Origin of the sequence: Aquibaculum arenosum (assembly GCF_029222965.1) — a bacterium.
Classification (GTDB): Bacteria; Pseudomonadota; Alphaproteobacteria; order Kiloniellales; family DSM-21159; genus Aquibaculum; species Aquibaculum arenosum.
The window spans coordinates 13,553-35,339 of the sequence record NZ_JARHUD010000007.1; the positions used below are offsets into that span (position 1 = coordinate 13,553).

The following is a 21,787-nucleotide window of genomic DNA, read 5'->3' on the forward strand; positions in this document are numbered from 1 at the left end:
TTCTTCTCGCCTATCGGCGCCTCTGCCGTCGCCGGCCACGGCGAGAGGGGGCAGCGCCCGACTGGCGCAGCAGGCGCATAACGAGACGCATCAACATGCGGACGGGAAGTTGCATACGGGGTTCCCCCTTGGCCGTGAGCGCAGCAGCATAGCATTGACCAGGCAGAGGGGTCAGGGAGGCCGATACGACCCAAGGCCCCGGCTGGAAAGCCGGGGCCTCGCGCCAACAATCACGAGTGCCGAAGGAAGGCCGGCTCAGCCCTGAGGCTGCGGGATCGGCCCGTCGCCAGGGTTCTGAGTTCCGGTAGTGCCGGAGCCGGCGCTCGGACCGGCACGCCGCCGCTCGGCCATGAACTCGTCGAACTCGGCTTTGTCCTTCGCCTTGCGCAGGCGCTCCAGGAACTGGAAGAACTCCTGCTGCTCCTCCTCGAGGCGCCGCAGTGTCTCCTCACGATACTCATCGAAGGCGCTGTTGCCGCTCGAAGCGTTGCTGCTGGAGCGGGCTTCCTTCTGCCCCCACCAATTCTCACGCTTGAATCGCCCGCGTGCGGGGCCACCTTTCCAACATCCCATGCGTCCGCTCCATAATAGATAGGCCAGGATCCCGAGACCCAGCGGCCAGAAAACAATAAAACCCAGGACCATTGCGCCCAGCCACGCGGGGCGGCCGTAATCATCCATTCGTGCAGCCACATCCATGGCACTCTCCTAATGTGAATGTTTATTACATTAACATAGGTGGTTCATGTCTGCGCGGCTGTCAAGCGGGGTCGGAACAGAAAATCGTAGGCCCGAGCCGCAGCGGGGCGAGGTGGCCCCTCAGGTCCCGGTATCGCCGAAACCAAGCCCTTGAAGATAAACGAGGACGCCGGCCTCTAGCAGATCTTCGGGCGCCATGGGCAGGCTGCGTCGGGCCTTGTCGCCGCGCCCGAAGAGCGACGCGATGCCGTGGGCGAGCGACCAGATATGCAGGCTCATCATCAGCGAGGGCGGGCGCCTGTCCGCTGGCAGCGTCGCGGCCAGGGCCTGACAGGAATCGCGCAGCACGCCGAAGGCGGCGTCCGCCGCCTGCTGCAGTTCCCGATTATAGGACGGCGGGATCTGAGCCTCGAACATGGCCGTGTAGTAGGCTGGCTCCTTGCGTGCAAAGGTCAGATAAGCCTGGCCCACACGATAGAAGGCCTCCAGCGGCCGCGGTTGGCCGTCATCCCAGGCCTGAGCCAGTTGGTGGGTGAATCGCTCGAAACCGCGGCGGGCCACCTCGGCCATGAGATCGTCGCGGCTGCTGTAGTGACGATAGGGCGCTGCGGCGCTGACGCCGGCGGCGCGGGCCGCTTCGGCGAAGGTGAAGCCGCTCGGTCCCTTCTCTTCCATCAGCTCCAGCGCGGCTGCAACCAAGGCTTCGCGAAGATTGCCATGGTGATAGCCGTCGCGTCTGCGACCCTGCCAACTCATCTCTGTAAGCTCATCGCTGCAAACTCATCCGGGCCAAACCATCAATGAACGCCCGTCCTCCGCTACATGTAAGTATCTTTTACATTACATGGGGTGTCGGGGCACGCCCTTTGCGGTTCACAGCGATCAGACGATCACTGGCTGTGTTCACGTATCATGTTGCGGGCGATCACGAGCTGCTGGATCTGCGAGGTGCCCTCATAGAGCCGGAACAGCCTCACATCACGATAAAAGCGTTCAACCCCATAGTCGGCGATATAGCCGGCGCCGCCGTGGATCTGCACCGCGCGATCGGCCACGCGCCCGACCATCTCGCTGGCAAAAAGCTTGCAGCAACTGGCCTCCGTGGTGACCGTCTCGCCGGCGTCACGGCGACGGGCGGCGTCGAGCACCATTGAGCGGGCGGCATAGGCTTCCGTTCGGCTGTCGGCCAGCATGGCCTGGATCAATTGGAACTCAGCAATGGGCTGGCCGAACTGCTTACGCTCGATGGCGTAGGACAGGGCATCCTCGATCAGTCGCTCGGCCACCCCGACACAAACAGCAGAGATGTGCAGGCGCCCACGATCGAGCACCTTCATGGCTGTCTTGAAGCCCTGACCTTCGATGCCACCCAAGAGTTGCTCCGCCGGCACCCGGCAATCTTCGAAGATGACGTCGCAGGTGTGGGCGCCGCGCTGGCCCATCTTTCTATCGGGTTTCCCAAGGCGCAGCCCCGGCGTGCCGGCTTCGACCAGGAAGGCCGATATGCCGCGCGCACCCTTTTGCGCTGTGTCGGTGCGCGCCATCACGGTGAAGAGACCCGCTTCCGGTGCGTTGGTGATGAAGCGCTTGGTGCCGTTGAGCACATAGTGGTCGCCGTCACGCCGTGCCGTGGTGCGCAGCGATGAGGCGTCGGAGCCGCTGTCGGGTTCGGTCAGCGCGAAGGAGCCGATGATCTCGCCGCGGGCCAGTTTCGGCAGATACTTGTGCTTCTGCTCCTCGGTGCCGTCGAGCACGATGCCCTGGGAACCGATGCCGTTGTTGGTGCCGAGCAGAGAGCGGAAGGCGGGGGAAGTGCGCCCCAGTTCGAAGGCCACTTTGACCTCTTCGCTCATGGTCAAACCCAGGCCTTCGTATTCCTGCGGAACAGAAAGCCCGAAGAGGCCGAGCTCAGCCATCTCCTGCACGAGCTCGGCGGGAATGGCATCCTCCTCGGCGACTCGCTCCTCATTGGGCACCAGGCGCTCGCGCACAAAGCGGCGCACGGTATCGAGCAGCTGTTCGAGCGTGTCTTCGTCGAGGGCCATGGCTTGGGGTCTCCTCATGATGCGGCAGGTTGAAGGGCAGGGGCTCGGCGTGGGAGCCTTGTGGGACGCTTTGGCTTAGCCTAGACGGGACGGCATTGAATCTGAACCACAAGCTTTCACCGCTGCTGGCCGTGAAGTCTTTGTTGGATAGAGATGGAGGACAGGCGTGAGCGTAGTCGTGCGAGAGACACCCGAAGCCGGTGTCGCCCTCTTGCGGATCAATCGGCCCGAAGCGCGCAATGCCCTCAACATGGAGGTGCGGCGTCAGCTCTCGAAAGCCTTTCGCGATCTCAACCGCGAAAGCGACCTGCGCGCCGTGGTGCTGACCGGCGATGAAAAGGCCTTTGCCGCCGGTGCCGATCTCAAGGAGTTCGCCGAGCTCACGGCGGTGGAGCAGATGCAGCGCCAGACGCACAAGCTCTGGGAAAACATCACGGCCTGTCCGAAGCCGGTGATCGCGGCAGTGAACGGCTTCGCGCTCGGCGGTGGCTGCGAACTGGCGATGCACGCGGACATCATCGTCGCCGGAGAGAACGCGAAGTTCGGCCAGCCGGAGGTGCGCGTCGGTCTGATGCCCGGTGCCGGCGGCACGCAGCGACTGACCCGTGCGGTGGGGAAGTTCCGGGCCATGAAGCTGGTGCTTCTCGGCGAGCCGATTTCCGGCATCGAGGCCGGGGCCATGGGGCTGGCCAGTGAAGTGGTGCCGGATGCGGAGGTGCTGCCGCGGGCGCTGGAGATGGCTCGGCGGATTGCCGCCCTGCCGCCGCTCGCTGTCGCGCAGATCAAGGAGGTGCTGCTGGCCGGCATGGATGCCTCGCTGGCCACCGGGATGATGGTGGAGCGCAAGGCCTTCCAGTTGCTCTTCGCCACCGAGGATCAGAAGGAGGGCGCACGCGCTTTCGCAGAGAAGCGCAAGCCGGACTTCAAGGGCCGGTGATCGCCAAGGAAGCCTTGAGGTGGCGAGCGGATCAGGCGGCATGAAGCTTGTCGCCGCGGGGCCCATAGGCTAGAGCACAACGCGAATTTGGCTGACGACGGCGCCTTGCAGCGCGGCTGGGCTCGTGCAGAGTGCGGGGTGTCGACCGCAGCCAGCACTTCGACCCAGAAACAGCAAGCCTCGGGAGACCAAGCCCCATGCCCGCCAACAAGTCCCTGCTCGTCCTGCCCGGTGACGGAATCGGTCCGGAAGTGATCGGCGAAGTGCGCCGCGTCGTCGACTGGATGGACAAGCGCCGCGCCGTCTCCTTCAACGTGGAAGAGGATCTGGTCGGCGGCGCGGCCATCGACAAGCACGGCATTCCGCTTGCCGACGCCACCATGGACAAGGCGCTGAACGTCGATGCTGTGATCCTCGGTGCGGTCGGCGGGCCCAAGTGGGACGAACTGCCGTTCGAGCGCAAGCCGGAGCGCGGCCTGTTGCGTCTGCGCAAGGAGATGCAGCTCTATGCGAACCTGCGCCCGGCGCTCTGCTTCGAGGCACTGGTCGAGGCCTCCTCCCTGAAGCCCGAGTTCGTCTCCGGCCTCGATATCATGATCATTCGCGAGCTGACCGGCGGCGTCTACTTCGGTGAGCCGCGTGGGATTGAGACCCTGGAGAATGGTGAGCGCCGCGGCATCAACACGCAGGTCTATACCACCTCCGAGATCCGTCGCGTCGCCGCGGTGGCCTTTGAGCTGGCGCGGAAGCGTCGTGGCAAGGTGACCTCCTGTGAGAAGGCGAACGTGATGGAATCCGGCGTGCTCTGGCGCCAGGAGGTGACCAAGCTGCACGGCGAGTCCTTCTCCGACGTGGAATTGGAGCATATGTACGCCGACAACGCGGCGATGCAGTTGGTGCGCCAGCCCAAGCAGTTCGACGTCATCGTCACCGACAACCTCTTCGGCGACATTCTCTCCGACGAGGCGGCGATGCTGACCGGTTCGCTGGGCATGCTGCCCTCGGCCTCGATCGGCGACGTTGACGACACCGGCCGGCGTAAGGCGCTCTATGAGCCGGTGCACGGCTCTGCCCCGGACATCGCCGGCGAGGGCAAGGCCAATCCGCTGGCCACCATCCTCTCCTTCGCCATGGCGCTGCGCTATACCTTCGATCACGGCGAGGATGCCGACTTGATCGAGAAAGCGGTGCAGCAGGTGCTCGCGCGCGGCATCCGCACGGCCGACATCATGTCACCGGGCGCGACGCTGGTCTCCACCGAGGACATGGGCAAGGCCCTGCTGGAGGAACTCGACAGCCTGGCCGCTTGAGGCCAGTTACGTCACTGAGAGTTTGGGAGGGGTCGCCGGCGGGGCGGCCCCTTCTTGCTTGTTATTGGCCTTTACGCGGAGAACAATGCTAATCAAAATAGTATAAAAGAGGATGGTATCTCTTCTGATGCTTCGGGCGAGGGAGGCGCTGGGGCATGCAGGTCGCGCTCTTCGCCGGCACGCGCCCGGAGGCTATCAAGCTGGCCCCACTTGTCCAGGCGCTTCGCAAGGACGCTGTCTTTGATGCGACCCTGATTGCCAGCGGTCAGCACGACAGCCTGTTGTATCAGGCATTGAACGACTTCTCCCTTACGCCGGATTTCGACCTCAAGGTGATGCGCCCGCGCCAGAGCCTGGCCGAGCTTTCTGCGCGCCTCTTCGCCGGGATAGACGGCGTTCTTGAGGAGGTGCGGCCCGATTGGGTGCTGGTTCAGGGTGATACGGCCACGGCCCAGGTCGCCGCTCACTGCGCCTTTTATCGCGGCATTCCGGTTGGCCATGTGGAGGCGGGCCTGCGGAGTCACGATCTCTCGGCCCCTTTTCCGGAGGAACTCAATCGCCGCATCCTCACGTTGCTCGCAGAGCTCCACTTCGCACCAACGCGCCAGGCGGCGGCGAACCTGCGCGCGGAGGGCGTGCCGCCCGAGCGCATCCGGGTCACCGGCAACAGCGGCATCGATGCCCTGCTGCAGGTGGCCGCTGCCGTACGCTGCTCTCCGCCCGCGCTGCCTGCAGGCCTGAGCACTTTTCTCGAGCGCTACCCGGGGCTGGTGCTGATCACCAGTCATCGCCGTGAAGCCCTCGGCCAGCGCCTCCCGGCACTTTGCTTGGCTCTGGATCGCCTGGCACGACAGCACCCGCAGGTGGGCTTTGTCTTCTGCCTGCATCCGAATCCAGCCGTGCGGCAGACGATCCACGACCGGCTAAAGGGTGCGGGCAATGTCCTGTTGAGCGAACCGCTCTCCTACCGGCCTTTCGTCTACGTGATGCAACACGCGCAGCTCCTGATCACCGATTCCGGTGGGCTGCAGGAGGAGGCGCCGAGTCTCGGCGTACCGCTGTTGGTGACGCGGGCGGTCACGGAGCGCCCGGAGGGGCTTGCGACCGGCTGCGCTGAGCTGCTTCCGCTGGAGCCGGAAGACATCGTCTTCCGTGTCAGGCAGCATCTAGCAGCGCCATTGCCGAGGGGCGAACAGCGCGCCTTCCCCAACCCCTACGGCGACGGCCGCGCCAGCCTGCGTATCCTGGCCGCCTTGCGCCAAGAAAGCAGCAGGGGACGCCCGGCGGCGTGATTCACAGAGGCGTTGAGTTCAGGGGGTTGCTTGAAAAATTTGCCAACGACGTGCCCCAAATGTGCCCCAGAAAGCAAAAGAGGGCCGGTGGTGACCGACCCTCTATAAGCTAAGTGCCTGATTTTGTTGGCTCCGCGGACAGGACTCGAACCTGTGACCCGGTGGTTAACAGCCACCTGCTCTACCAACTGAGCTACCGCGGATCAGGGAGCGACCATCTCTGGCCGCCGCGGCGGGCTTATAGCAAAGGCCAAGCCCCCCTGCAAAGACTTTCGCTGCCTTCTGCAACCGCTTGCGTTTAAGCAACAAACGGCTGGAGGCCCGGGCCGGAATCGAACCGACGTACGAGGATTTGCAGTCCTCTGCATAACCACTCTGCCACCGGGCCGGCGGCGTCTCGCGCGACGGGTTAGTGGCACCTGCTTCGGGATCGGTCAAGAGGGCAGGGGCTTTTTTGCCGCGCTCCGGCGTATGCCCGTTGTGGCGGGCTTTGGCGCGCCTGTGAATCTTGCTGTCGTTGTCTTGGCGCCGTGCGGTCACTATAAGGCGGCGGAGGCGGGCGCGTGCGCTTCGGTGCGGCGCGCCGGGACTATGGACAGACGAGGGACGAAGGCCGTGGACTACGCCAGCGCGCGCCGAAATATGGTGGACGGGCAACTGCGCACCAATCGCGTCACCGATCCCGGAGTGATTGCCGCATTCGAAAGCGTGCCGCGTGAACGCTTCGTGCCCGAGGGCGCGCGCGGTCACGCTTACATCGACGAGGACCTGCAACTGGGCCAAGGCCGTTGGCTGATGGAGCCGATGGTGCTTGCGCGGCTGCTGCAGGCTGCGGAGATCGATCCCGGATCGTCCGTTTTGGTGGTCGGCGCTGGCACCGGTTACGCTGCGGCACTGATTGCCCAGTTGGCCAGCGGCGTGGTGGCGCTGGAGGAGAACGCGTCCCTGGCCGCGCAGGCCGAGGCACTCTTGGAAGAGCTCGAGATCGACAATGCCGTCGTAGTGAATGGCTCCCTGCGTGAGGGATATGCGGCTCAGGCGCCCTATGACGTTATCCTGATCGATGGCGGTGTCGAAGAGGTGCCTCCCGCTTTGAGCGAACAGCTTGTCGAGGGTGGCCGGCTGGTGACGGTGGTGCGCGAGACGCCCAGCATGGGGCGCGCGCGACTCTTTCGTAAAGATGGCGCAATCTCCAGCCGGATCCTCTTCGATGCAGCCACACCCGTGATCGAGAGCCTGCGCAAGGCACGCAGCTTTGTTTTCTGAATCCGGAATGATAGGTTGAAAGCGCAAGCGGAACATTAAAGGGGACTTGGCGAATGAGCGACATACGAGCGAGCCGGCGTCGTACTCGCCTTGGCCTGTTCCTCGCTGGCACGCTTCTGGGAGCACTGCCGGGTGCTGCACTTGGGCAGACGCTCGAAGACGCTCTTTCGGCAGCCTATCTGAACAATCCTCGCTTGCTCGGCGGTCAGGCAGAGTTGCGCGCGACGAATGAAGCCGTCCCCCAGGCACAGTCCGGATGGCGCCCGCGCGTCGAACTGAGCGCGAGTGCCGGACTCAACCGACAGAGCGTGGATGCGGGTCGCGGCTGGGATCCTGAAACGCGCCGCCAGCGCAGTGCCGAATTGGGTGTGGTGCAGCCGCTTTATCGCGGCGGGCGCACCGAAGCCGGTGTGGCCCGCGCAGAAAACCAAGTCTTCGGACAGCGCGCCGTATTGGTCGACACCGAGCAGGCTGTCCTGCTCGATGCAGTCATCGCCTACATGGACGTCTGGCGCGACGAAGCCGAAGTGAGACTCAACATCAATAGTGAGCAGGTGATCTCACGCCAGTTGGCAGCGGCGCGCGACCGCTTTGAAGTAGGCGAGACCACGCGCACGGACGTCGCGCAGGCAGAATCCCGCCTGTCGCGCGCCACCGCCCAACGCATCGCCGCGGAAGGGCAGCTGCGCAGCAGCCGGGCCATCTTTCGTGAAGTGACCGGGATCCCCGTCGGAACCCTGGAGGCGCCCGAGCCGGTGCGTGAGCTACCGGCTTCGGAGTTTGAGGCGGCAGAGCAGGCACAACTTGCCAATCCCCAGGTTGTTGCGGCGGGCTTTTTCGAACGCGCCGCTGAGCGTGCGATCCGTGAGCGCTACGGCGAGCTGCTGCCCGAGGTCAACCTGCGCGCTGGGGCCAGCGAAGGCCGCGACATGCAAGGGCGTGGGGTCAAGACCAGCAGCCTGAGCCTGATCGCCGAAGTGACAGTGCCCATCTACCAGCAGGGCCTGGTGTCCAGCCAGGTGCGTGAGGCGAAGCAGACCACGAGCCAGCGTCGCCTCGAGATGGAGCAGGCGCGCCGCGCGGTCGAGCAGGAAGCCATCTCGGCCTGGGAGGCGCTGGCATCGGCCCGGGCGCAGATCGTTTCTTTCGATGCCGAGATCCAGGCAGCCGAAATTGCCCTAGAAGGCGTGCGCGAAGAGGCGACCGTGGGCGCGCGCACCGTGCTCGACGTGCTCGATCAGGAACAAGAGCTGCTCGATGCTCAGGTCAACCGGGTGCGGGCGCAACGCGATGAGGTGGTCGCCAGCTTTCGCCTGCTGGCCGCCGTCGGTCGCCTGACTGCGGGTGATCTGGGCCTGGACGTGCCGCTCTATGATCCGGAACTGGATTATCGGGCGGTGCGTGACCGCTGGTACGGGTTGAGCGTGCCCAACGAATAGGGTAAGCCCGATGCGGGCGCCCGTATGCGTGGCGCAAGCTTAGACTGGAGTGCGGCATGGCCCAAAGCGGCGGGCAAAACGAACCCTCCATGGAAGATATCCTGGCGTCCATTCGCCGGATCATCACCGAGGACGAGAAGGCGCAGCACACTCGACCGGCAGCGGCACCGCGTCCGGTACCGGAGCCTGTCGGCGAGGAGGACGAGGAAGACATCCTCGATCTGACCGAGCGGGTGGAGTCTGCAGAAGAGGTCCCGACCGTGGAAGCAAGCGCCGCCTCTCTCACGGATGCCGCACAGCAATCCACTGAGGCTGAAGAGCAGCTATCTGAGGCCAAACAGTCGAACGCCGCGGCGGAGCAGGCCGCGTCAGACAGCGGCGTAGCCGCCGGCACGCGTGAGGGCCTGGTGTCCGCACAGACGGCAGCGGCCGCGGTGGCGGCCCTTTCCGAGGTATCGCGTAATCTCGGCAACGACAACGCCAAGTCCCAGGCCGGCCCCGCGATGGAAGGGCAGACCCTGGATGCCCTGGTGCGCCAGGCGCTCACTCCGCTGTTGCAGGCCTGGCTGGACGAGAATCTGCCGGCGCTGGTGGAGGATGTCGTCCGTGAAGAGGTTCAGCGCCTGGTGATCGAGTCTCGCCGCCGCTGATCCTCCCGGCTCCGAGACCGGCTTGGCGCGTCTGCGCCATCGCAAAGTCCTATCGCCGCCTTTGCGGCCCCAAGAGTGAAGTGAGGTAGCTGCTGCCATGGCAGAGCTCGACAAGATCTATCGACCGGCCGAGGTCGAAGCCAAGCAGTATCAACGCTGGGAGGACAGCGGGCTCTTTGCCTGCGTGCCCGAGTCCAAGGCCGATCCCTACGTCATCATGATGCCGCCGCCGAACGTCACCGGCAGCCTGCACATGGGCCACGCGCTGACCTTCACCATTCAGGATATCCTCATCCGCTGGCACCGCATGGGCGGACGCGACGCGCTCTGGCAGCCGGGCAGCGACCATGCCGGCATCGCCACCCAGATGGTGGTGGAGCGCAAGCTTGCCGCGGAAGGCAACAATCTCAGCCGCGCCGAGATGGGCCGCGAGAAGTTCCTGGAGAAGGTCTGGGAATGGAAGGCAGAGTCCGGCGGCACCATCACGCGGCAGCTGCGCCGCCTTGGCGCCTCTGCGGATTGGGAGCGCGAGCGCTTTACCATGGACGCCGGCCTGTCGGAAGCCGTGCGCAAGGTTTTCGTGCAGCTTCACAAGGAAGGGCTGATCTACCGCGACAAGCGGCTGGTCAATTGGGACCCCAAGCTGCACACCGCCATCTCCGATCTCGAGGTGCAGCAGGTCGAGAGCCAAGGCAAGCTCTGGCATTTCCGCTACCCAGTGGAAGGGGAAGAGGGGCGCTTCATCGTGGTCGCGACCACGCGCCCGGAGACCATGCTGGGCGACAGCGGCATCGCCGTGCATCCGGAGGATGAGCGCTACGCCGATCTCGTCGGCAAGCATGCCATCCTGCCGCTGGTCGGCCGGCGCCTGCCCATCGTGGCCGATGACTATGCCGATCCGGAAACCGGCACCGGCGCGGTGAAGATGACACCGGCGCATGACTTCAACGACTTCGAGGTGGGACGTCGCCACCAGCTTGAGCTCATCAACATCTTCGACCGCGATGCCTGCATCAACGAGAACGCGCCCGAAGCCTATCGTGGGCTCGACCGCTATGCAGCGAGAGAGCGGGTCGTCGCGGACCTGGAAGCGCAGGGCCTGGTGGAGAAGGTCGAGGAGCACGCCAATGTCGTGCCGCACGGCGACCGCTCGAATGTCGCCATCGAGCCCTGGCTGACCGACCAGTGGTATGTCGATGCCGCCACCCTGGCCAAGCCCTGCATCGAGGCGGTGGAGCAGGGACGGACCCGCTTCGTGCCCAAGCAGTGGGAGAACACCTACTTCGAGTGGATGCGCAACATCCAGCCCTGGTGCATCTCGCGCCAGATCTGGTGGGGTCACCAGGTGCCGGCCTGGTACGGGCCGGACGGCACGGTTTTCGTCGAAGAGTCAGAGGAGGCGGCGCAGGCCGCGGCCAAATCTCACTACGGGGAAGAGGTGGCACTGGAGCGCGACAGCGATGTGCTCGACACTTGGTTCTCTTCGGCGCTCTGGCCCTTCTCAACGCTGGGCTGGCCGTCGAAAGACCCGGCGGTGGTGCACGACCTGGCCCGCTATTATCCCGGCGATGTTCTGGTCACCGGCTTCGACATCATCTTCTTCTGGGTCGCCCGGATGATGATGATGGGCATGCACTTCATGGGCGACGTGCCCTTCAAGGACGTCTACATCCACGCTCTCGTGCGCGACCAGCACGGCCAGAAGATGTCCAAGTCCAAGGGCAACGTGCTGGATCCCTTGGATTTGATCGACCAGTACGGCTGCGATGCCTTGCGGTTCACCCTGGCGGCCATGGCGGTGCCGGGGCGCGACGTGAAGCTGGATCCGCAGCGCATCGAAGGCTACCGCAACTTCTCCACCAAGCTGTGGAACGCAGCGCGCTTCTGCCAGATGAATGGCGCGGCGCTGTCGGATGATTTTGATCCGGTCGACTGCAAGCACAGCGTCAATCGCTGGCTGGTGGGTGAACTGGTGGAGGTCGAGCGCGGGCTGGAACGCGCCCTGGAGAGCTATCGCCTGGATGAGGCGGCGAGCCTGCTCTATCGCTTCATCTGGAACGGATTCTGCGACTGGTACATCGAGTTCGCCAAGCCGCTGCTGGAGCAGGAGGACTACGCCGCGGAGACGCGGGCGACCATGGCCTGGGCGATGAACCTGCTCCTGCGCTTCCTGCATCCCTTCATGCCCTTCGTGTCCGAGGAGCTCTGGGAGCATTTCGGGGACGGAACGCTTCTCATGGGCGTGCAGCGGCCGCGGCTTTCCGAGTCCCTGCGCGATCCCGAGGCCGCAGCGGAGATCGGCTGGCTGATTCGTTTGATCACCGAGGTGCGGGCCTTGCGCGCGGAGGTGAATCTGCCACCCACCGCCAAGCCGGTCATGCTGGCCAAGGATGCCGACGAGGCGACTGCCGAGCGCTTGGCAGCGCACAGCTCTTTGACCATGCGCCTGGGGCGGCTGGAACGGATCGAAACCTCGGTGGAGGAACTGCCGCAGGATGCGGTCAGCTTCGTGATCGACGAGACGACCTTCGGTCTGCCCTTGAAGGAGGTGCTGGACATAGCAGCGGAGCGCGCTCGGCTGCAGAAGGAGATCGAGAAGCTTGGCAAAGAGATCGCAAAAATCGATGGCAAGTTGGGCAACGAGCAGTTCCTGGCGAAAGCGCCGGAGACCGTGATCGCTGAACAGCATAGTCGCCGCGATGACGCCGCCCGGGCCCGCGAGAAACTCGAAGCCAGCCTCAAGCGACTCGCTGCCCTGTAGAACGCCAGCAATGCCCGCAAAGGTGTCGCCTCGAAAAGACTTTGAGGGAGGGGGCGGCCTTGGCTAGGCTCATCCGAGCTCGGACTTCGGTCCGACAACAACGAGAATAGACCTTTACGCAACGTTAAGGACGAGAGGGAATGTCCATGCCGCTCGATTCGAGAGATGTCGGTTTCGACAAGTCACGCCTGCCCAGCCGCCACGTCTCGGTCGGACCCGGCAAGGCCCCGCACCGCTCCTACTACTACGCGATGGGGATGACCGAGAAGGAGATCAACCAGCCTTTCGTCGGCGTCGCCACCTGCTGGAACGAGGCGGCCCCTTGCAACATCGCGCTCGGGCGCCAGGCACAGGTCGTCAAGAAGGGCGTGAAGGCGGCCAATGGCACGCCGCGCGAGTTCACCACCATCACCGTCACCGACGGTATCGCCATGGGCCACCAGGGCATGAAGTCCTCGCTGGCAAGCCGTGATCTCATCGCTGACTCGGTCGAACTCACCATGCGCGGCCACTGCTACGACGCGCTGGTCGGCCTGGCCGGCTGCGACAAGTCTCTGCCCGGCATGATGATGGCGATCGTGCGCCTCAACGTGCCCAGCATCTTCATGTACGGCGGGTCGATCCTGCCCGGCCGCCACAAGGGCAAGGACGTGACCGTACAGGACGTGTTCGAGGCGGTCGGCGCGCACCAGGCTGGCAATCTTGAGGACGAGGAACTGCATAGCCTGGAATGCGTGGCCTGTCCCTCGGCGGGTTCTTGCGGCGGGCAGTTCACCGCGAACACCATGGCCTGCGTTTCGGAGGCCATCGGACTTGCACTGCCTGGTTCTGCCGGCGCCCCGGCGCCTTACGAAAGCCGCGACGCCTATGCCGAGGCCTCGGGGCAGGCGGTGATGCGCCTGCTGCAGCTTGGCCTGCGGCCGCGCGACATCGTCACCCGCAAGTCGCTGGAGAACGCCGCCATGGTCGTGGCCGCTTCTGGTGGTTCAACCAACGCCGCGCTGCATCTGCCGGCGATTGCACACGAGGCCGGGATCGAATTCGATCTTCACGATGTGGCTGAGATCTTCAAGAAAACTCCCTACATTGCCGATCTGAAGCCGGGCGGTCGCTACGTTGCCAAGGACCTCTTCGAGATTGGCGGCGTACAGGTCCTCATGCGGGCTCTGCTGGACGGCGGCTATCTGCACGGCGACTGCATCACGGTCACCGGCAAGACCATCGCTGACAACCTCAAGGGCGTTGAACTGCCGAGCGGCCAGGACATCGTGCGTCCGACCAGCCATCCCATCACGCCGACCGGCGGTGTTGTCGGTCTGCGCGGCACGCTGGCGCCGGAAGGGGCCATCGTGAAGGTCGCGGGCATGAAAAACCTCAAGTTCCGCGGCACCGCCCTGGTGTTCGACAGCGAGGAAGAGGCTTTCCAGGCGGTGCAGGAGCGCCGCTACAAGGAAGGTGACGTCTTCGTGATCCGTTACGAGGGCCCGAAGGGTGGCCCCGGCATGCGTGAGATGCTGGCGACCACCGCGGCGATCTATGGCCAGGGCATGGGCGATAAGGTCGCTCTCATCACCGACGGACGCTTCTCCGGCGCCACCCGTGGGTTCTGCATCGGGCATGTCGGCCCGGAGGCAGCGGTTGGCGGTCCCATCGGCCTGCTGAAGAACGGCGATATCATCGTCATCGACGCCGAGAAGGGGATTCTTGATGTCGAGGTCTCGGAGAAGGAGTTGGAGGAACGGCGCAAGGATTGGGCGCCGCGCGAACACGACTTCCAGTCCGGCGCGCTCTGGCGCTATGCCCAGACCGTCGGTTCGGCGGAGAAGGGGGCGGTGACGCACCCGGGCGGTGCGGCGGAAACCCACTGCTACGCCGATATCTGAGTATAGCCACAAGGGGGGAGACGCGGCGTGAAGATCGCTGTCGGCGGGTTCCAGCACGAAACCAACACCTTTGCGCCCACCAAGGCGGATTATGCCGCCTTTGCCGAGGGCGGCGGCTGGCCGCCGGTCAGTCGGGGCGAGGAGGTGCTGGCGGCGGTTGCCGGCATGAATCTGCCGATTGCGGGCTTCACGGAGGCTGCTCGGACAGCGGGGCACCAGGTTGTCCCGCTGACCTGGGCGGCCGCATCTCCCTCTTCTTATGTGACCGAGGATGCCTTCGAGCGCATCTGTGGTCAGATCATCGACGACCTTGCCGGGCTGCGCGGGGTCGATGCGGTCTATCTCGACCTGCACGGCGCCATGGTGACGGAGCATTTCCAGGACGGGGAGGGCGAGATCCTGCGCCGGGTGAGGGCCACGGTGGGGCGCGATTTGCCCGTGGTCACAAGCCTGGATCTCCACGCCAACGTCACGCCTGAGATAGTGGCGCTGTCCGATGGGTTGGTGATTTACCGGACCTATCCGCACGTCGACATGGCGAAGACAGGGGAGCGTGCTTTCGTCCTGCTCTCAGGCCTGCTGCAGGGGCGACACTACGCCAAGGCCTACCGCCAGTTGCCCTTCCTCATCCCGCTGACCGGCGGCTGCACCCTGATCGAACCGGCAGCCTCCATCTATGCAGCGCTGGAAGAAATCGAGGCGGAAGAGGGGCTTGCCAGCATTTCCTTTGCCTGCGGTTTCGGTCCGGCTGACATTCACCACTGCGGGCCGAGCCTGGTCGCCTATGGTGGCGACGCGGCTGCGGCGGAGCGCGCGGCTGATCGTATCCAGGCTATGGTGGCGGAGCAGGAGGCGGCTTTCGGCGGGGACATCCTGCCGGCCGCCGAGGCCGTGCGCGAGGCGCGCGCCATTGCTGCAGGCCGACCAGGCAAGCCCGTGGTGCTTGCCGATACCCAGGACAACCCCGGCGCCGGGGGCGATGGCGACACCGTGGGCTTGTTGGAAGCGCTGGTGGAGCAGAGCGCCGAAGGTGCAGTGCTCGGCCTGCTGATCGACCGCGAAAGCGCCGAGCGGGCGCACATGGCGGGCGCAGATTCGACCGTGCGCCTTGAGTTGGGGGCGAAAAGCGGTCAGCCGGGCCACAAGCCACTGGTGGCCGACTTCAAGGTGCTTCGGCTGGGTGATGGGGCTTTTACCTGCACGGGCCCCTTCTATGAGGGGGCGCGCATGCGCCTGGGGCCGATGGCATTGCTGGAACTGAACGGCGTTCAGGTTGCGGTGGCCTCGAAGAAGGTGCAGGCAGCCGACATGGAGATGTTCCGCCATTTGGGCGTGGAGCCGACGGAGCGGCCGATCGTGGCCGTGAAGTCCTCGGTCCACTTCCGCGCCCACTTCCAGCCGGTGGCCGAGCGGGTGATCGTCGCTGCGGCCCCCGGACCCAACCCCGTGGACCACAGCCTCCTGACCTACCGCAATCTGCGGCCCGGCGTGCGCCTCATGCCGGCGAAGGGCTGACCGGAACCCCGGCGGCTTGGGCGACGGCCTCGGCTGCCGCGATCCCGCTGGCGTGGGCACCGTGGACTGTCCCGAAGGCGGGGATGTTGCAGGCCTCTCCGGCGAAAAAGAGCCTACCACCCAGCGGTTCTGCCAGTTCATGCCGTGCCGCCGCATGGCCGGGCAAAGCACTGGAATAGCTGCCGCCAAAGCGCGGGTCATCGCCCCAGTTGGTGGCCGACCAGCCCTGCATGTGCGGGCGCAGGGGGCGCTGCAGTATGGCTTCCAGAAGGTCCAACACTGGCTCGAGGGTGTCGGCCGGCGTCGGAGTCTGCCAGTGGCGCAGCAGGCTGCCGCCCATGTGCAGCAGGATCATCGGGCGACCGAAGGGACGGATGATGCCGTTGAGCGCCGCGCGTTCCGGTCCGACGCGGTGGAAGTACCAATGGGGCTCCTCCGGCAGCGCCGCCTCGTCGAAGCGCAAGGCCAGCTTCTCGTGCCGACCGAGCGGCAGCGCGGCGGCCGCGGCGCGTTTTGCGGGCGGAAGGGCCGGTTCGAAGAGACCATCGCGCAGCAGCACCGGCGTCGGTAGCGCCAGAATTGCGCGTTCAGCCGTCACTTGTCCCCTGGATGTGGTGACGGTGACGCCTTGCGCCGACCAGGCGATCCGTTCCGCCGGCGTGTCCAGTTCCACGGCCGTATCGCGGTGCAGTTCGGCCAGCAGATTGCCGTAGCCATCCTGCAGCGGCCAGTTGGCGCCATCCTCCTCGAATCGGACATAGTCCTGAATGGAGATCTCTTCGACTTCCCCGCCGTTCATGGCCTGGAGCCAGCCTTCGGCATAGGCGCGCCAGCGCGGGTGCGGCGGCATGACTTCGCCCAGCGATGCCTCGCGGCCAGCGGTGGCGGCGGCTTCGACCGCGGCATAGCAGGACTCGACATAGGCATCGATCTCCTGCTGTTCCGCCGGCGTGGCCCAGCGGCCTTCCGCGGCCAGCCAGTGGCGCACCTTGCGCGGACTATCGGACCAGGCGCGGCCACGCGCCCGGGCATGCTGGACGAAAGGATTGCTGAGAGCCTGGTGCATCCAGTGCGCACCCCGGTCCCAGGGCAGGCCCAGGCTGTCCATGTCGGTGTGGCAACGCCCGCCGATGCGCGGCCCGGCCTCCAGCAACAACGTGTCCAGCCCCAGGCTGCGGGCGCGTGCCGCTGCGGCCAAGCCGGCGGCGCCGGCGCCAATGACGATGAGGTCGGCGGTTTCAGGTAACGGTTTCACGGATTATCCCCAGGGACGTTTTTTGGTTTTGCGGTTTCTTGACTGACCGGCCCGGTTTCGCTCCGCGGCGCTGCGCAGACGCAGGCCCTTGGGCGGCTCACCCGAGCCAAACAGGGGAACGGTGCGCCGCCGGAAGAAGATCACCAGCACCATGCCGACCAGGAAGCCGCCGATGTGCGCCCACCAGGCGATGCCGTCGGCTTCCGGCCCACCCTGTGCGCCGATCACCTGAAAGCCGAACCAGAAGATCAGCAGCAGCCAGGCCGGCAGGAAGAGCGGAATGATGATGATTGGTACCAGCACCTTGGCGCGAGGGTGGAGCAACAGATAGGCCCCCAGAACCCCCGAAACCGCGCCACTCGCGCCCACCACGGGCACGGTCGAACCGGGAAAGGCGACAAAGTGCACCAGCGCCGCTGCCACGCCGCAGATGAGGTAGAAGGCAAGGAATCGCAGGTGCCCCATGGCGTCTTCGACATTGTCGCCGAAGACGAAGAGGAACAGCATGTTGCCGATTAGGTGCATCCAGCTGCCGTGCAGGAACTGGTAGGTGATCGGGGTGAGCAAAGACGGCGCGCCGGCCAGTTCCGCCGACAGATGCGCTTCGCCGCTCAGAACCGCCGGGATCAGGCCATAGCCAAAGATGCCGTCCATGTAGGTCGCCTGCCCGGAGCCGGTCTGCTGAACGAAGACATAGATGCAGACGGCCATCATCCCCCAGGTCACCCAGGGGTAGGCGAGAAAGACGCGGGGATTGCGGTCGAAGAGCGGTAGGAAGGCCATGGGGTCAGGCCCGCAGCCGCCGTCGAGATCCGGGCGCCGGGCTCATGCGGGGTGGCGCAGCCGGCACCAGACCGGAGTGTGGTCCGAGGCCTTATCCCAGCCGCGCGGATCCCGGTCGATGCCCGCTTCCTCCAATCGGTCTGCCGCTTGCGGCGAGAGCAGCAGGTGGTCGATGCGGATGCCGTTGTCCCTCTGCCAAGCGCCCGCCTGATAGTCCCAGAATGTGTAGGCGTGCGTTGCGTTGGGATGCAGCGCCCGGAAGGCATCGGTGAAGCCGAGATGAACGATCCGGCGGAACGCGGCGCGGCTTTCCGGCCGGAAGAGCGCATCGCCTTCCCAGGCCGCTGGGTCGTGACAGTCTACGGGCTGGGGGATGACGTTCCAGTCGCCGCCGAGCACAACCGGCACCTCCTGTGCGGCCAATGCAGCCGCCTGCGCGCGCAGGCGCGCCATCCAGGCAAGCTTGTAGTCGAATTTCGGGCCGGGTGCCGGATTGCCGTTCGGCAGGTAGATGGAAGCGACCCGCAGGCCGGCGGTGGTGGCCTCCAGATAGCGGGCCTGGCTGTCCTCCGCGTCGCCTGGGAGGCCCTCCTGCACGTTCTCCAGCGGGTTGCGCGAGAGCAGGGCCACGCCATTGTAGCTCTTCTGGCCGACCACGGCGCTGTGATAACCGGCAGCCTCCAACTCCATGGTCGGAAAGGCGTCTGCCATGCACTTGGTTTCCTGCAGCATGACCACATCCGGTGCGAAACTCTCGAGCCAGCGCAGAAGGTTGGGCAAACGCACCTTGATGGAGTTGACGTTCCAGGAAGCAATTTTCATCTGGGAGTCCGCTACAGGAGAAGGAGTGGCGCCAGTCTAGCACTGTCGCCCAGGGCCGCTCCAGCCGCGCGGGCTCCGGTCCGGCGCGCCGGCTGTCTGTGCACTGCCCCTTCCCCTCACCGGTCAGGGTCCTTACATTGGTAGAACAATGGCCGTTCGCGCTGCTACGGCGGAAGAGGAGTGGTATGAGCACGATTACCCAGGCACCGGAACTGACCTTGAGCGAGAGTGCCGCCAAACGCATCGCGTTTCTCGCGGCGCAGGAGGACAATCCCGATACCATGCTGCGCATCACGGTTTCGGGCGGGGGCTGTTCGGGCTTCAAATACGATTTCGCCTTCGATTCCACGGCCACTGAAGAGGATCGCGTGTTCGAGCGGGACGGCGCCAAGGTGGTGATCGACGAGGTGTCGCTCGACCTGCTCGGCGGCTCCCAGGTCGACTTTGTGGACGACCTCATGGGTGCCTATTTCCGCATCGAGAATCCGAACGCCACCGCGTCCTGCGGCTGCGGCACCTCCTTCGCGCTATAAGCCGGCCTCCGGCTCTTCTCTGACCGGCCGGCTGGCGCTTCCCCGCTGAACGCCGCCAGCCTGCTGTTCCTTCTGAAGGACCTCTGAATGTCTGTGCTTCCGAGCCAGGCCCGCGCCGTGATCATCGGCGGAGGCGTTGTCGGCTGTTCCGTCGCCTATCATCTGGCGCAGCTCGGCTGGAAGGACGTGGTTCTGCTGGAGCGCAAGCAGCTCACAAGCGGCACCACCTGGCATGCGGCGGGGCTGATCGGACAGCTGCGCTCGAGCTTGAATCTCACGCGCTTGGCCAAGTACTCGGCAGAACTCTACGCGCGTCTCGGTGATGAGGTGGGGCTGGACACGGGCTTCCGGCAGAATGGGTCGCTTGCGGTCGCCCTGACCGGGGAGCGATTGGAAGAACTCAAGCGCTCGGCCTCCACGGCGAAGACCTTCGGCCTCGAGGTACAGGTCCTCACACCAAGCGACGTGCGCGAAGCCTACCCCCTGCTTGCCGGCGAGGAGATCCACGGCGGCGCCTTCCTGCCCAAGGACGGCCAGGCCGACCCGGCGAACATTGCGCTTGGCCTGGCCAAGGGGGCGCGGGCCGGCAGCGTGTCGATCTTTGAAAACACCAGGGTGACGACCGTGCACCGCCGCGATGGTCGCGTCACCGGCGTCGCGACGGATAAGGGCGAGATCGCAGCCGATTTCGTGGTGAACTGCGGCGGCATGTGGGGGCGGGAGATCGGCCGCATGGCCGGCGTCGATGTGCCGCTGCACGCCTGCGAGCACTTCTACATCGTCACCGACGCCATCCCAGACCTGCCGCGCGACCTGCCGGTGCTGCGCGTGCCGGACGAGTGCGCCTACTACAAGGAGGATGCCGGCAAGATCGTTCTCGGCTGCTTCGAACCCCAGGCCAAGCCCTGGGGCGGGCAGGGCATCCCCGAGGACTTCTGCTTCGACGAACTGCCCGAGGACTTCGCGCACTTCGAGCCCATCCTGGAGCGCGCCGTCGAGCGTCTGCCGATCCTGGCCCAGGCGGGTATTCGCACCTTCTTCAACGGCCCGGAGAGCTTCACGCCCGACGGTCGCTATCTCCTGGGCGAGGCGCCCTTCCTGCGCAATTTCTTCCTGGCTTGCGGCTTCAACTCCATCGGCATCCAGTCGGCCGGCGGCGCGGGCAAGGCCCTGGCGGAGTGGATGGACGGCGGCGAGCCGCCGTTTGATCTCTGGGACGTGGACATCCGCCGCCTTCATCCGGTCCAGAACAACCGCCGCTATCTCGAGGCCCGCGTGTCCGAGACCCTGGGCCTGCTTTATGCCGACCACTTCCCCTATCGGCAGTTTGCCACTGCCCGCGGCATCCGCCGCACACCGTTACACGACGCCCTGGCGGCCCAGGGCGCCTGCTTCGGCGAAACGGCGGGTTGGGAGCGGGCCAACTGGTTTGCGCCCGACGGCGTGGAGCCGGTCTACCGATATAGCTGGCAGCGCCAGAACTGGTTCGAGCATGCTGCAGCCGAGCACCGCGCCGTGCGCGAAACGGTTGGCCTCTTTGACATGAGCTCCTTCGCCAAGTTCCGGGTCGAGGGCCCCGATGCCGAAGCGGTGCTGCAGCGCGTCTGCGCCAATGACGTTGCCGTGGAGCCGGGGCGGGTGGTCTACACCCAGTGGCTCAATCGCCACGGCGGCATTGAGGCCGATCTGACCGTGACCCGCCTCAGCGAGACCTCCTATCTGGTCGTGACCGCTGCCGCTTCGGGCATCCGGGATCTGGCATGGCTGCAGCGCCAGATTCCAGAGGAGGCGCGCTGCGCCGTCGTCGATGTCACCAGCGGAGAGGCGGTGCTGAGCCTCATGGGGCCGCAGGCGCGCGCGCTGCTCCAGACTGTGACCGACCAGGACCTGGGCAACGAGGCCTTCCCCTTCGCCAGCGCGCAGACCATTGAACTGGGCTCCGTGCTCGCCCGGGCGCATCGCATCACCTACGTCGGCGAACTGGGCTGGGAGCTCTATGTGCCCAGCGAAATGGCCGGCAGCGCCTTCGAAGCCTTGATGGAGGTCGGGGAGGGCTTTGGGCTGAAGCTCTGCGGCATGCACGCCCTGGATTCCTGCCGGATTGAGAAGGCTTTCCGGCACTTCGGGCATGATGTGACTGATGAGGATCACGTGTTGGAGGCCGGCCTGGGCTTTGCGGTGAAGGTCGACAAGACGCCCTCGAAGTTCGGCGATTTCATTGGCCGCGAGGCGGTGCTGCACAAGCGTGAGACAGGGCTGCAGCGGCGCCTCTTGCAGTTCAAACTCCGGGATCCGGCACCGCTGCTCTACCACGATGAGCCGATCCGGCGGGATGGCGAGATCGTGGGGCGCCTGACCTCGGGCAACTACGGGCACCATCTGGGGGCCGCCATCGGCCTCGGCTATGTCAGCGTGCCGCCCGGCACGGCACTGCCGGCACTGAAGCAGGCGGATTATGCCATCGAGATCGCCGGGGAGCTGTTCCCCGCCGAGGCCAGCGTCAAGCCGCTCTACGACCCCAAGAGCGAGCGGCCACGCAGTTAGGAGAACTTGGCGCTGGACCGATTGGGCTGAGTGGATAGGCTCTGGCGAAACTC

The 21,787-nt window shown here is 65.4% G+C and carries 17 protein-coding genes and 2 tRNA genes; 11 read left to right on the forward strand and 8 right to left on the reverse strand.

Annotated elements, in window-relative coordinates; genetic code table 11:
* Window positions 1–255 precede the first annotated feature (255 nt).
* From P2G67_RS11910 to P2G67_RS11920, 3 genes are all read right to left on the reverse strand, one after another.
* A complete protein-coding gene (locus tag P2G67_RS11910) occupies window positions 256–699 on the reverse strand; it encodes a DUF2852 domain-containing protein (RefSeq protein ID WP_275823384.1) in 444 nt (147 codons plus the stop codon).
* A gap of 120 nt (window positions 700–819) precedes the next feature.
* The gene (locus tag P2G67_RS11915; protein WP_275823386.1) at window positions 820–1,455 is read right to left on the reverse strand and encodes a TetR/AcrR family transcriptional regulator; all 636 of its coding nucleotides are present in this window, start codon (window positions 1,453–1,455) and stop codon (window positions 820–822) included.
* A gap of 134 nt (window positions 1,456–1,589) precedes the next feature.
* On the reverse strand, window positions 1,590–2,744 hold the full coding sequence (locus P2G67_RS11920) for an acyl-CoA dehydrogenase family protein (RefSeq protein ID WP_275823388.1): 1,155 nt from the start codon (window positions 2,742–2,744) through the stop codon (window positions 1,590–1,592).
* Between the two features lie 166 nt (window positions 2,745–2,910).
* Between P2G67_RS11920 and P2G67_RS11925 the strand changes: the two genes are divergently transcribed.
* The 3 genes from P2G67_RS11925 to wecB all read left to right on the forward strand — a co-directional run bounded on the left by P2G67_RS11925 (window position 2,911) and on the right by wecB (window position 6,283).
* On the forward strand, window positions 2,911–3,681 hold the full coding sequence (locus P2G67_RS11925; protein ID WP_275823390.1) for an enoyl-CoA hydratase: 771 nt from the start codon (window positions 2,911–2,913) through the stop codon (window positions 3,679–3,681).
* 197 nt (window positions 3,682–3,878) lie between these two features.
* Entirely contained in the window at window positions 3,879–4,991 is a 1,113-nt protein-coding gene (leuB, locus tag P2G67_RS11930; RefSeq protein WP_275823391.1) for a 3-isopropylmalate dehydrogenase, read from the forward strand.
* Window positions 4,992–5,146: 155 nt separating this feature from the next.
* Window positions 5,147–6,283, forward strand: coding sequence for a non-hydrolyzing UDP-N-acetylglucosamine 2-epimerase (wecB, locus tag P2G67_RS11935; RefSeq protein ID WP_275823393.1), 1,137 nt, complete (start codon window positions 5,147–5,149; stop codon window positions 6,281–6,283).
* Window positions 6,284–6,410: 127 nt separating this feature from the next.
* Here the strand turns inward: wecB and P2G67_RS11940 are convergent.
* Window positions 6,411–6,486: transfer RNA gene (locus tag P2G67_RS11940), tRNA-Asn, on the reverse strand.
* Window positions 6,487–6,597: 111 nt separating this feature from the next.
* A tRNA-Cys gene (locus tag P2G67_RS11945) sits at window positions 6,598–6,671 on the reverse strand.
* A 227-nt stretch (window positions 6,672–6,898) separates the two neighbouring features.
* Between P2G67_RS11945 and P2G67_RS11950 the strand changes: the two genes are divergently transcribed.
* The 6 genes from P2G67_RS11950 to P2G67_RS11975 all read left to right on the forward strand — a co-directional run bounded on the left by P2G67_RS11950 (window position 6,899) and on the right by P2G67_RS11975 (window position 15,797).
* The gene (locus tag P2G67_RS11950) at window positions 6,899–7,549 is read left to right on the forward strand and encodes a protein-L-isoaspartate O-methyltransferase family protein (RefSeq protein WP_275823394.1); all 651 of its coding nucleotides are present in this window, start codon (window positions 6,899–6,901) and stop codon (window positions 7,547–7,549) included.
* 53 nt (window positions 7,550–7,602) lie between these two features.
* Window positions 7,603–8,988, forward strand: coding sequence for a TolC family outer membrane protein (locus tag P2G67_RS11955; RefSeq protein WP_275823396.1), 1,386 nt, complete (start codon window positions 7,603–7,605; stop codon window positions 8,986–8,988).
* Window positions 8,989–9,044: 56 nt separating this feature from the next.
* The gene (locus tag P2G67_RS11960; protein ID WP_275823398.1) at window positions 9,045–9,638 is read left to right on the forward strand and encodes a DUF2497 domain-containing protein; all 594 of its coding nucleotides are present in this window, start codon (window positions 9,045–9,047) and stop codon (window positions 9,636–9,638) included.
* Between the two features lie 97 nt (window positions 9,639–9,735).
* A complete protein-coding gene (locus P2G67_RS11965) occupies window positions 9,736–12,399 on the forward strand; it encodes a valine--tRNA ligase (RefSeq protein WP_275823400.1) in 2,664 nt (887 codons plus the stop codon).
* A gap of 146 nt (window positions 12,400–12,545) precedes the next feature.
* The gene (ilvD, locus tag P2G67_RS11970; protein ID WP_275823402.1) at window positions 12,546–14,282 is read left to right on the forward strand and encodes a dihydroxy-acid dehydratase; all 1,737 of its coding nucleotides are present in this window, start codon (window positions 12,546–12,548) and stop codon (window positions 14,280–14,282) included.
* 27 nt (window positions 14,283–14,309) lie between these two features.
* Window positions 14,310–15,797, forward strand: a complete 1,488-nt coding sequence (locus P2G67_RS11975) for a M81 family metallopeptidase (RefSeq protein ID WP_275823404.1) — start codon at window positions 14,310–14,312, stop codon at window positions 15,795–15,797.
* Here P2G67_RS11975 and P2G67_RS11980 read toward each other — a convergent pair.
* The 3 genes from P2G67_RS11980 to P2G67_RS11990 are packed head-to-tail and all read right to left on the reverse strand — an operon-like array spanning window position 15,778 to window position 18,657.
* Entirely contained in the window at window positions 15,778–17,052 is a 1,275-nt protein-coding gene (locus tag P2G67_RS11980) for a flavin monoamine oxidase family protein (RefSeq protein WP_275823406.1), read from the reverse strand. The two genes, P2G67_RS11975 and P2G67_RS11980, sit on opposite strands and share 20 nt — an antisense overlap.
* 3 nt (window positions 17,053–17,055) lie before the next feature.
* Complete coding sequence (locus P2G67_RS11985) at window positions 17,056–17,835, reverse strand: rhomboid family intramembrane serine protease (protein WP_275823408.1); 780 nt, start codon at window positions 17,833–17,835, stop codon at window positions 17,056–17,058.
* Window positions 17,836–17,877: 42 nt separating this feature from the next.
* Complete coding sequence (locus P2G67_RS11990; RefSeq protein ID WP_275823410.1) at window positions 17,878–18,657, reverse strand: exodeoxyribonuclease III; 780 nt, start codon at window positions 18,655–18,657, stop codon at window positions 17,878–17,880.
* A 185-nt stretch (window positions 18,658–18,842) separates the two neighbouring features.
* Here P2G67_RS11990 and erpA point away from each other — a divergent pair, with 185 nt between their 5' ends.
* Window positions 18,843–19,190, forward strand: coding sequence for an iron-sulfur cluster insertion protein ErpA (erpA, locus tag P2G67_RS11995; protein WP_275823412.1), 348 nt, complete (start codon window positions 18,843–18,845; stop codon window positions 19,188–19,190).
* A gap of 87 nt (window positions 19,191–19,277) precedes the next feature.
* Window positions 19,278–21,734, forward strand: coding sequence for a GcvT family protein (locus P2G67_RS12000; RefSeq protein ID WP_275823414.1), 2,457 nt, complete (start codon window positions 19,278–19,280; stop codon window positions 21,732–21,734).
* The last annotated feature ends 53 nt before the right edge of the window (window positions 21,735–21,787 follow it).

Coding starts and splice junctions, on each gene's coding strand:
- ilvD (WP_275823402.1), top strand. CDS start 12,546: ATGCCGCTCGATTCGAGAGATGTCGGTTTCGACAAGTCACGCCTGCCC.
- P2G67_RS11910 (WP_275823384.1), bottom strand. CDS start 699: ATGGATGTGGCTGCACGAATGGATGATTACGGCCGCCCCGCGTGGCTG.
- P2G67_RS11920 (WP_275823388.1), bottom strand. CDS start 2,744: ATGGCCCTCGACGAAGACACGCTCGAACAGCTGCTCGATACCGTGCGC.
- P2G67_RS11955 (WP_275823396.1), top strand. CDS start 7,603: ATGAGCGACATACGAGCGAGCCGGCGTCGTACTCGCCTTGGCCTGTTC.
- leuB (WP_275823391.1), top strand. CDS start 3,879: ATGCCCGCCAACAAGTCCCTGCTCGTCCTGCCCGGTGACGGAATCGGT.
- P2G67_RS11965 (WP_275823400.1), top strand. CDS start 9,736: ATGGCAGAGCTCGACAAGATCTATCGACCGGCCGAGGTCGAAGCCAAG.
- P2G67_RS11990 (WP_275823410.1), bottom strand. CDS start 18,657: ATGAAAATTGCTTCCTGGAACGTCAACTCCATCAAGGTGCGTTTGCCC.
- P2G67_RS11915 (WP_275823386.1), bottom strand. CDS start 1,455: ATGAGTTGGCAGGGTCGCAGACGCGACGGCTATCACCATGGCAATCTT.
- erpA (WP_275823412.1), top strand. CDS start 18,843: ATGAGCACGATTACCCAGGCACCGGAACTGACCTTGAGCGAGAGTGCC.
- P2G67_RS11960 (WP_275823398.1), top strand. CDS start 9,045: ATGGCCCAAAGCGGCGGGCAAAACGAACCCTCCATGGAAGATATCCTG.
- wecB (WP_275823393.1), top strand. CDS start 5,147: ATGCAGGTCGCGCTCTTCGCCGGCACGCGCCCGGAGGCTATCAAGCTG.
- P2G67_RS11985 (WP_275823408.1), bottom strand. CDS start 17,835: ATGGCCTTCCTACCGCTCTTCGACCGCAATCCCCGCGTCTTTCTCGCC.
- P2G67_RS12000 (WP_275823414.1), top strand. CDS start 19,278: ATGTCTGTGCTTCCGAGCCAGGCCCGCGCCGTGATCATCGGCGGAGGC.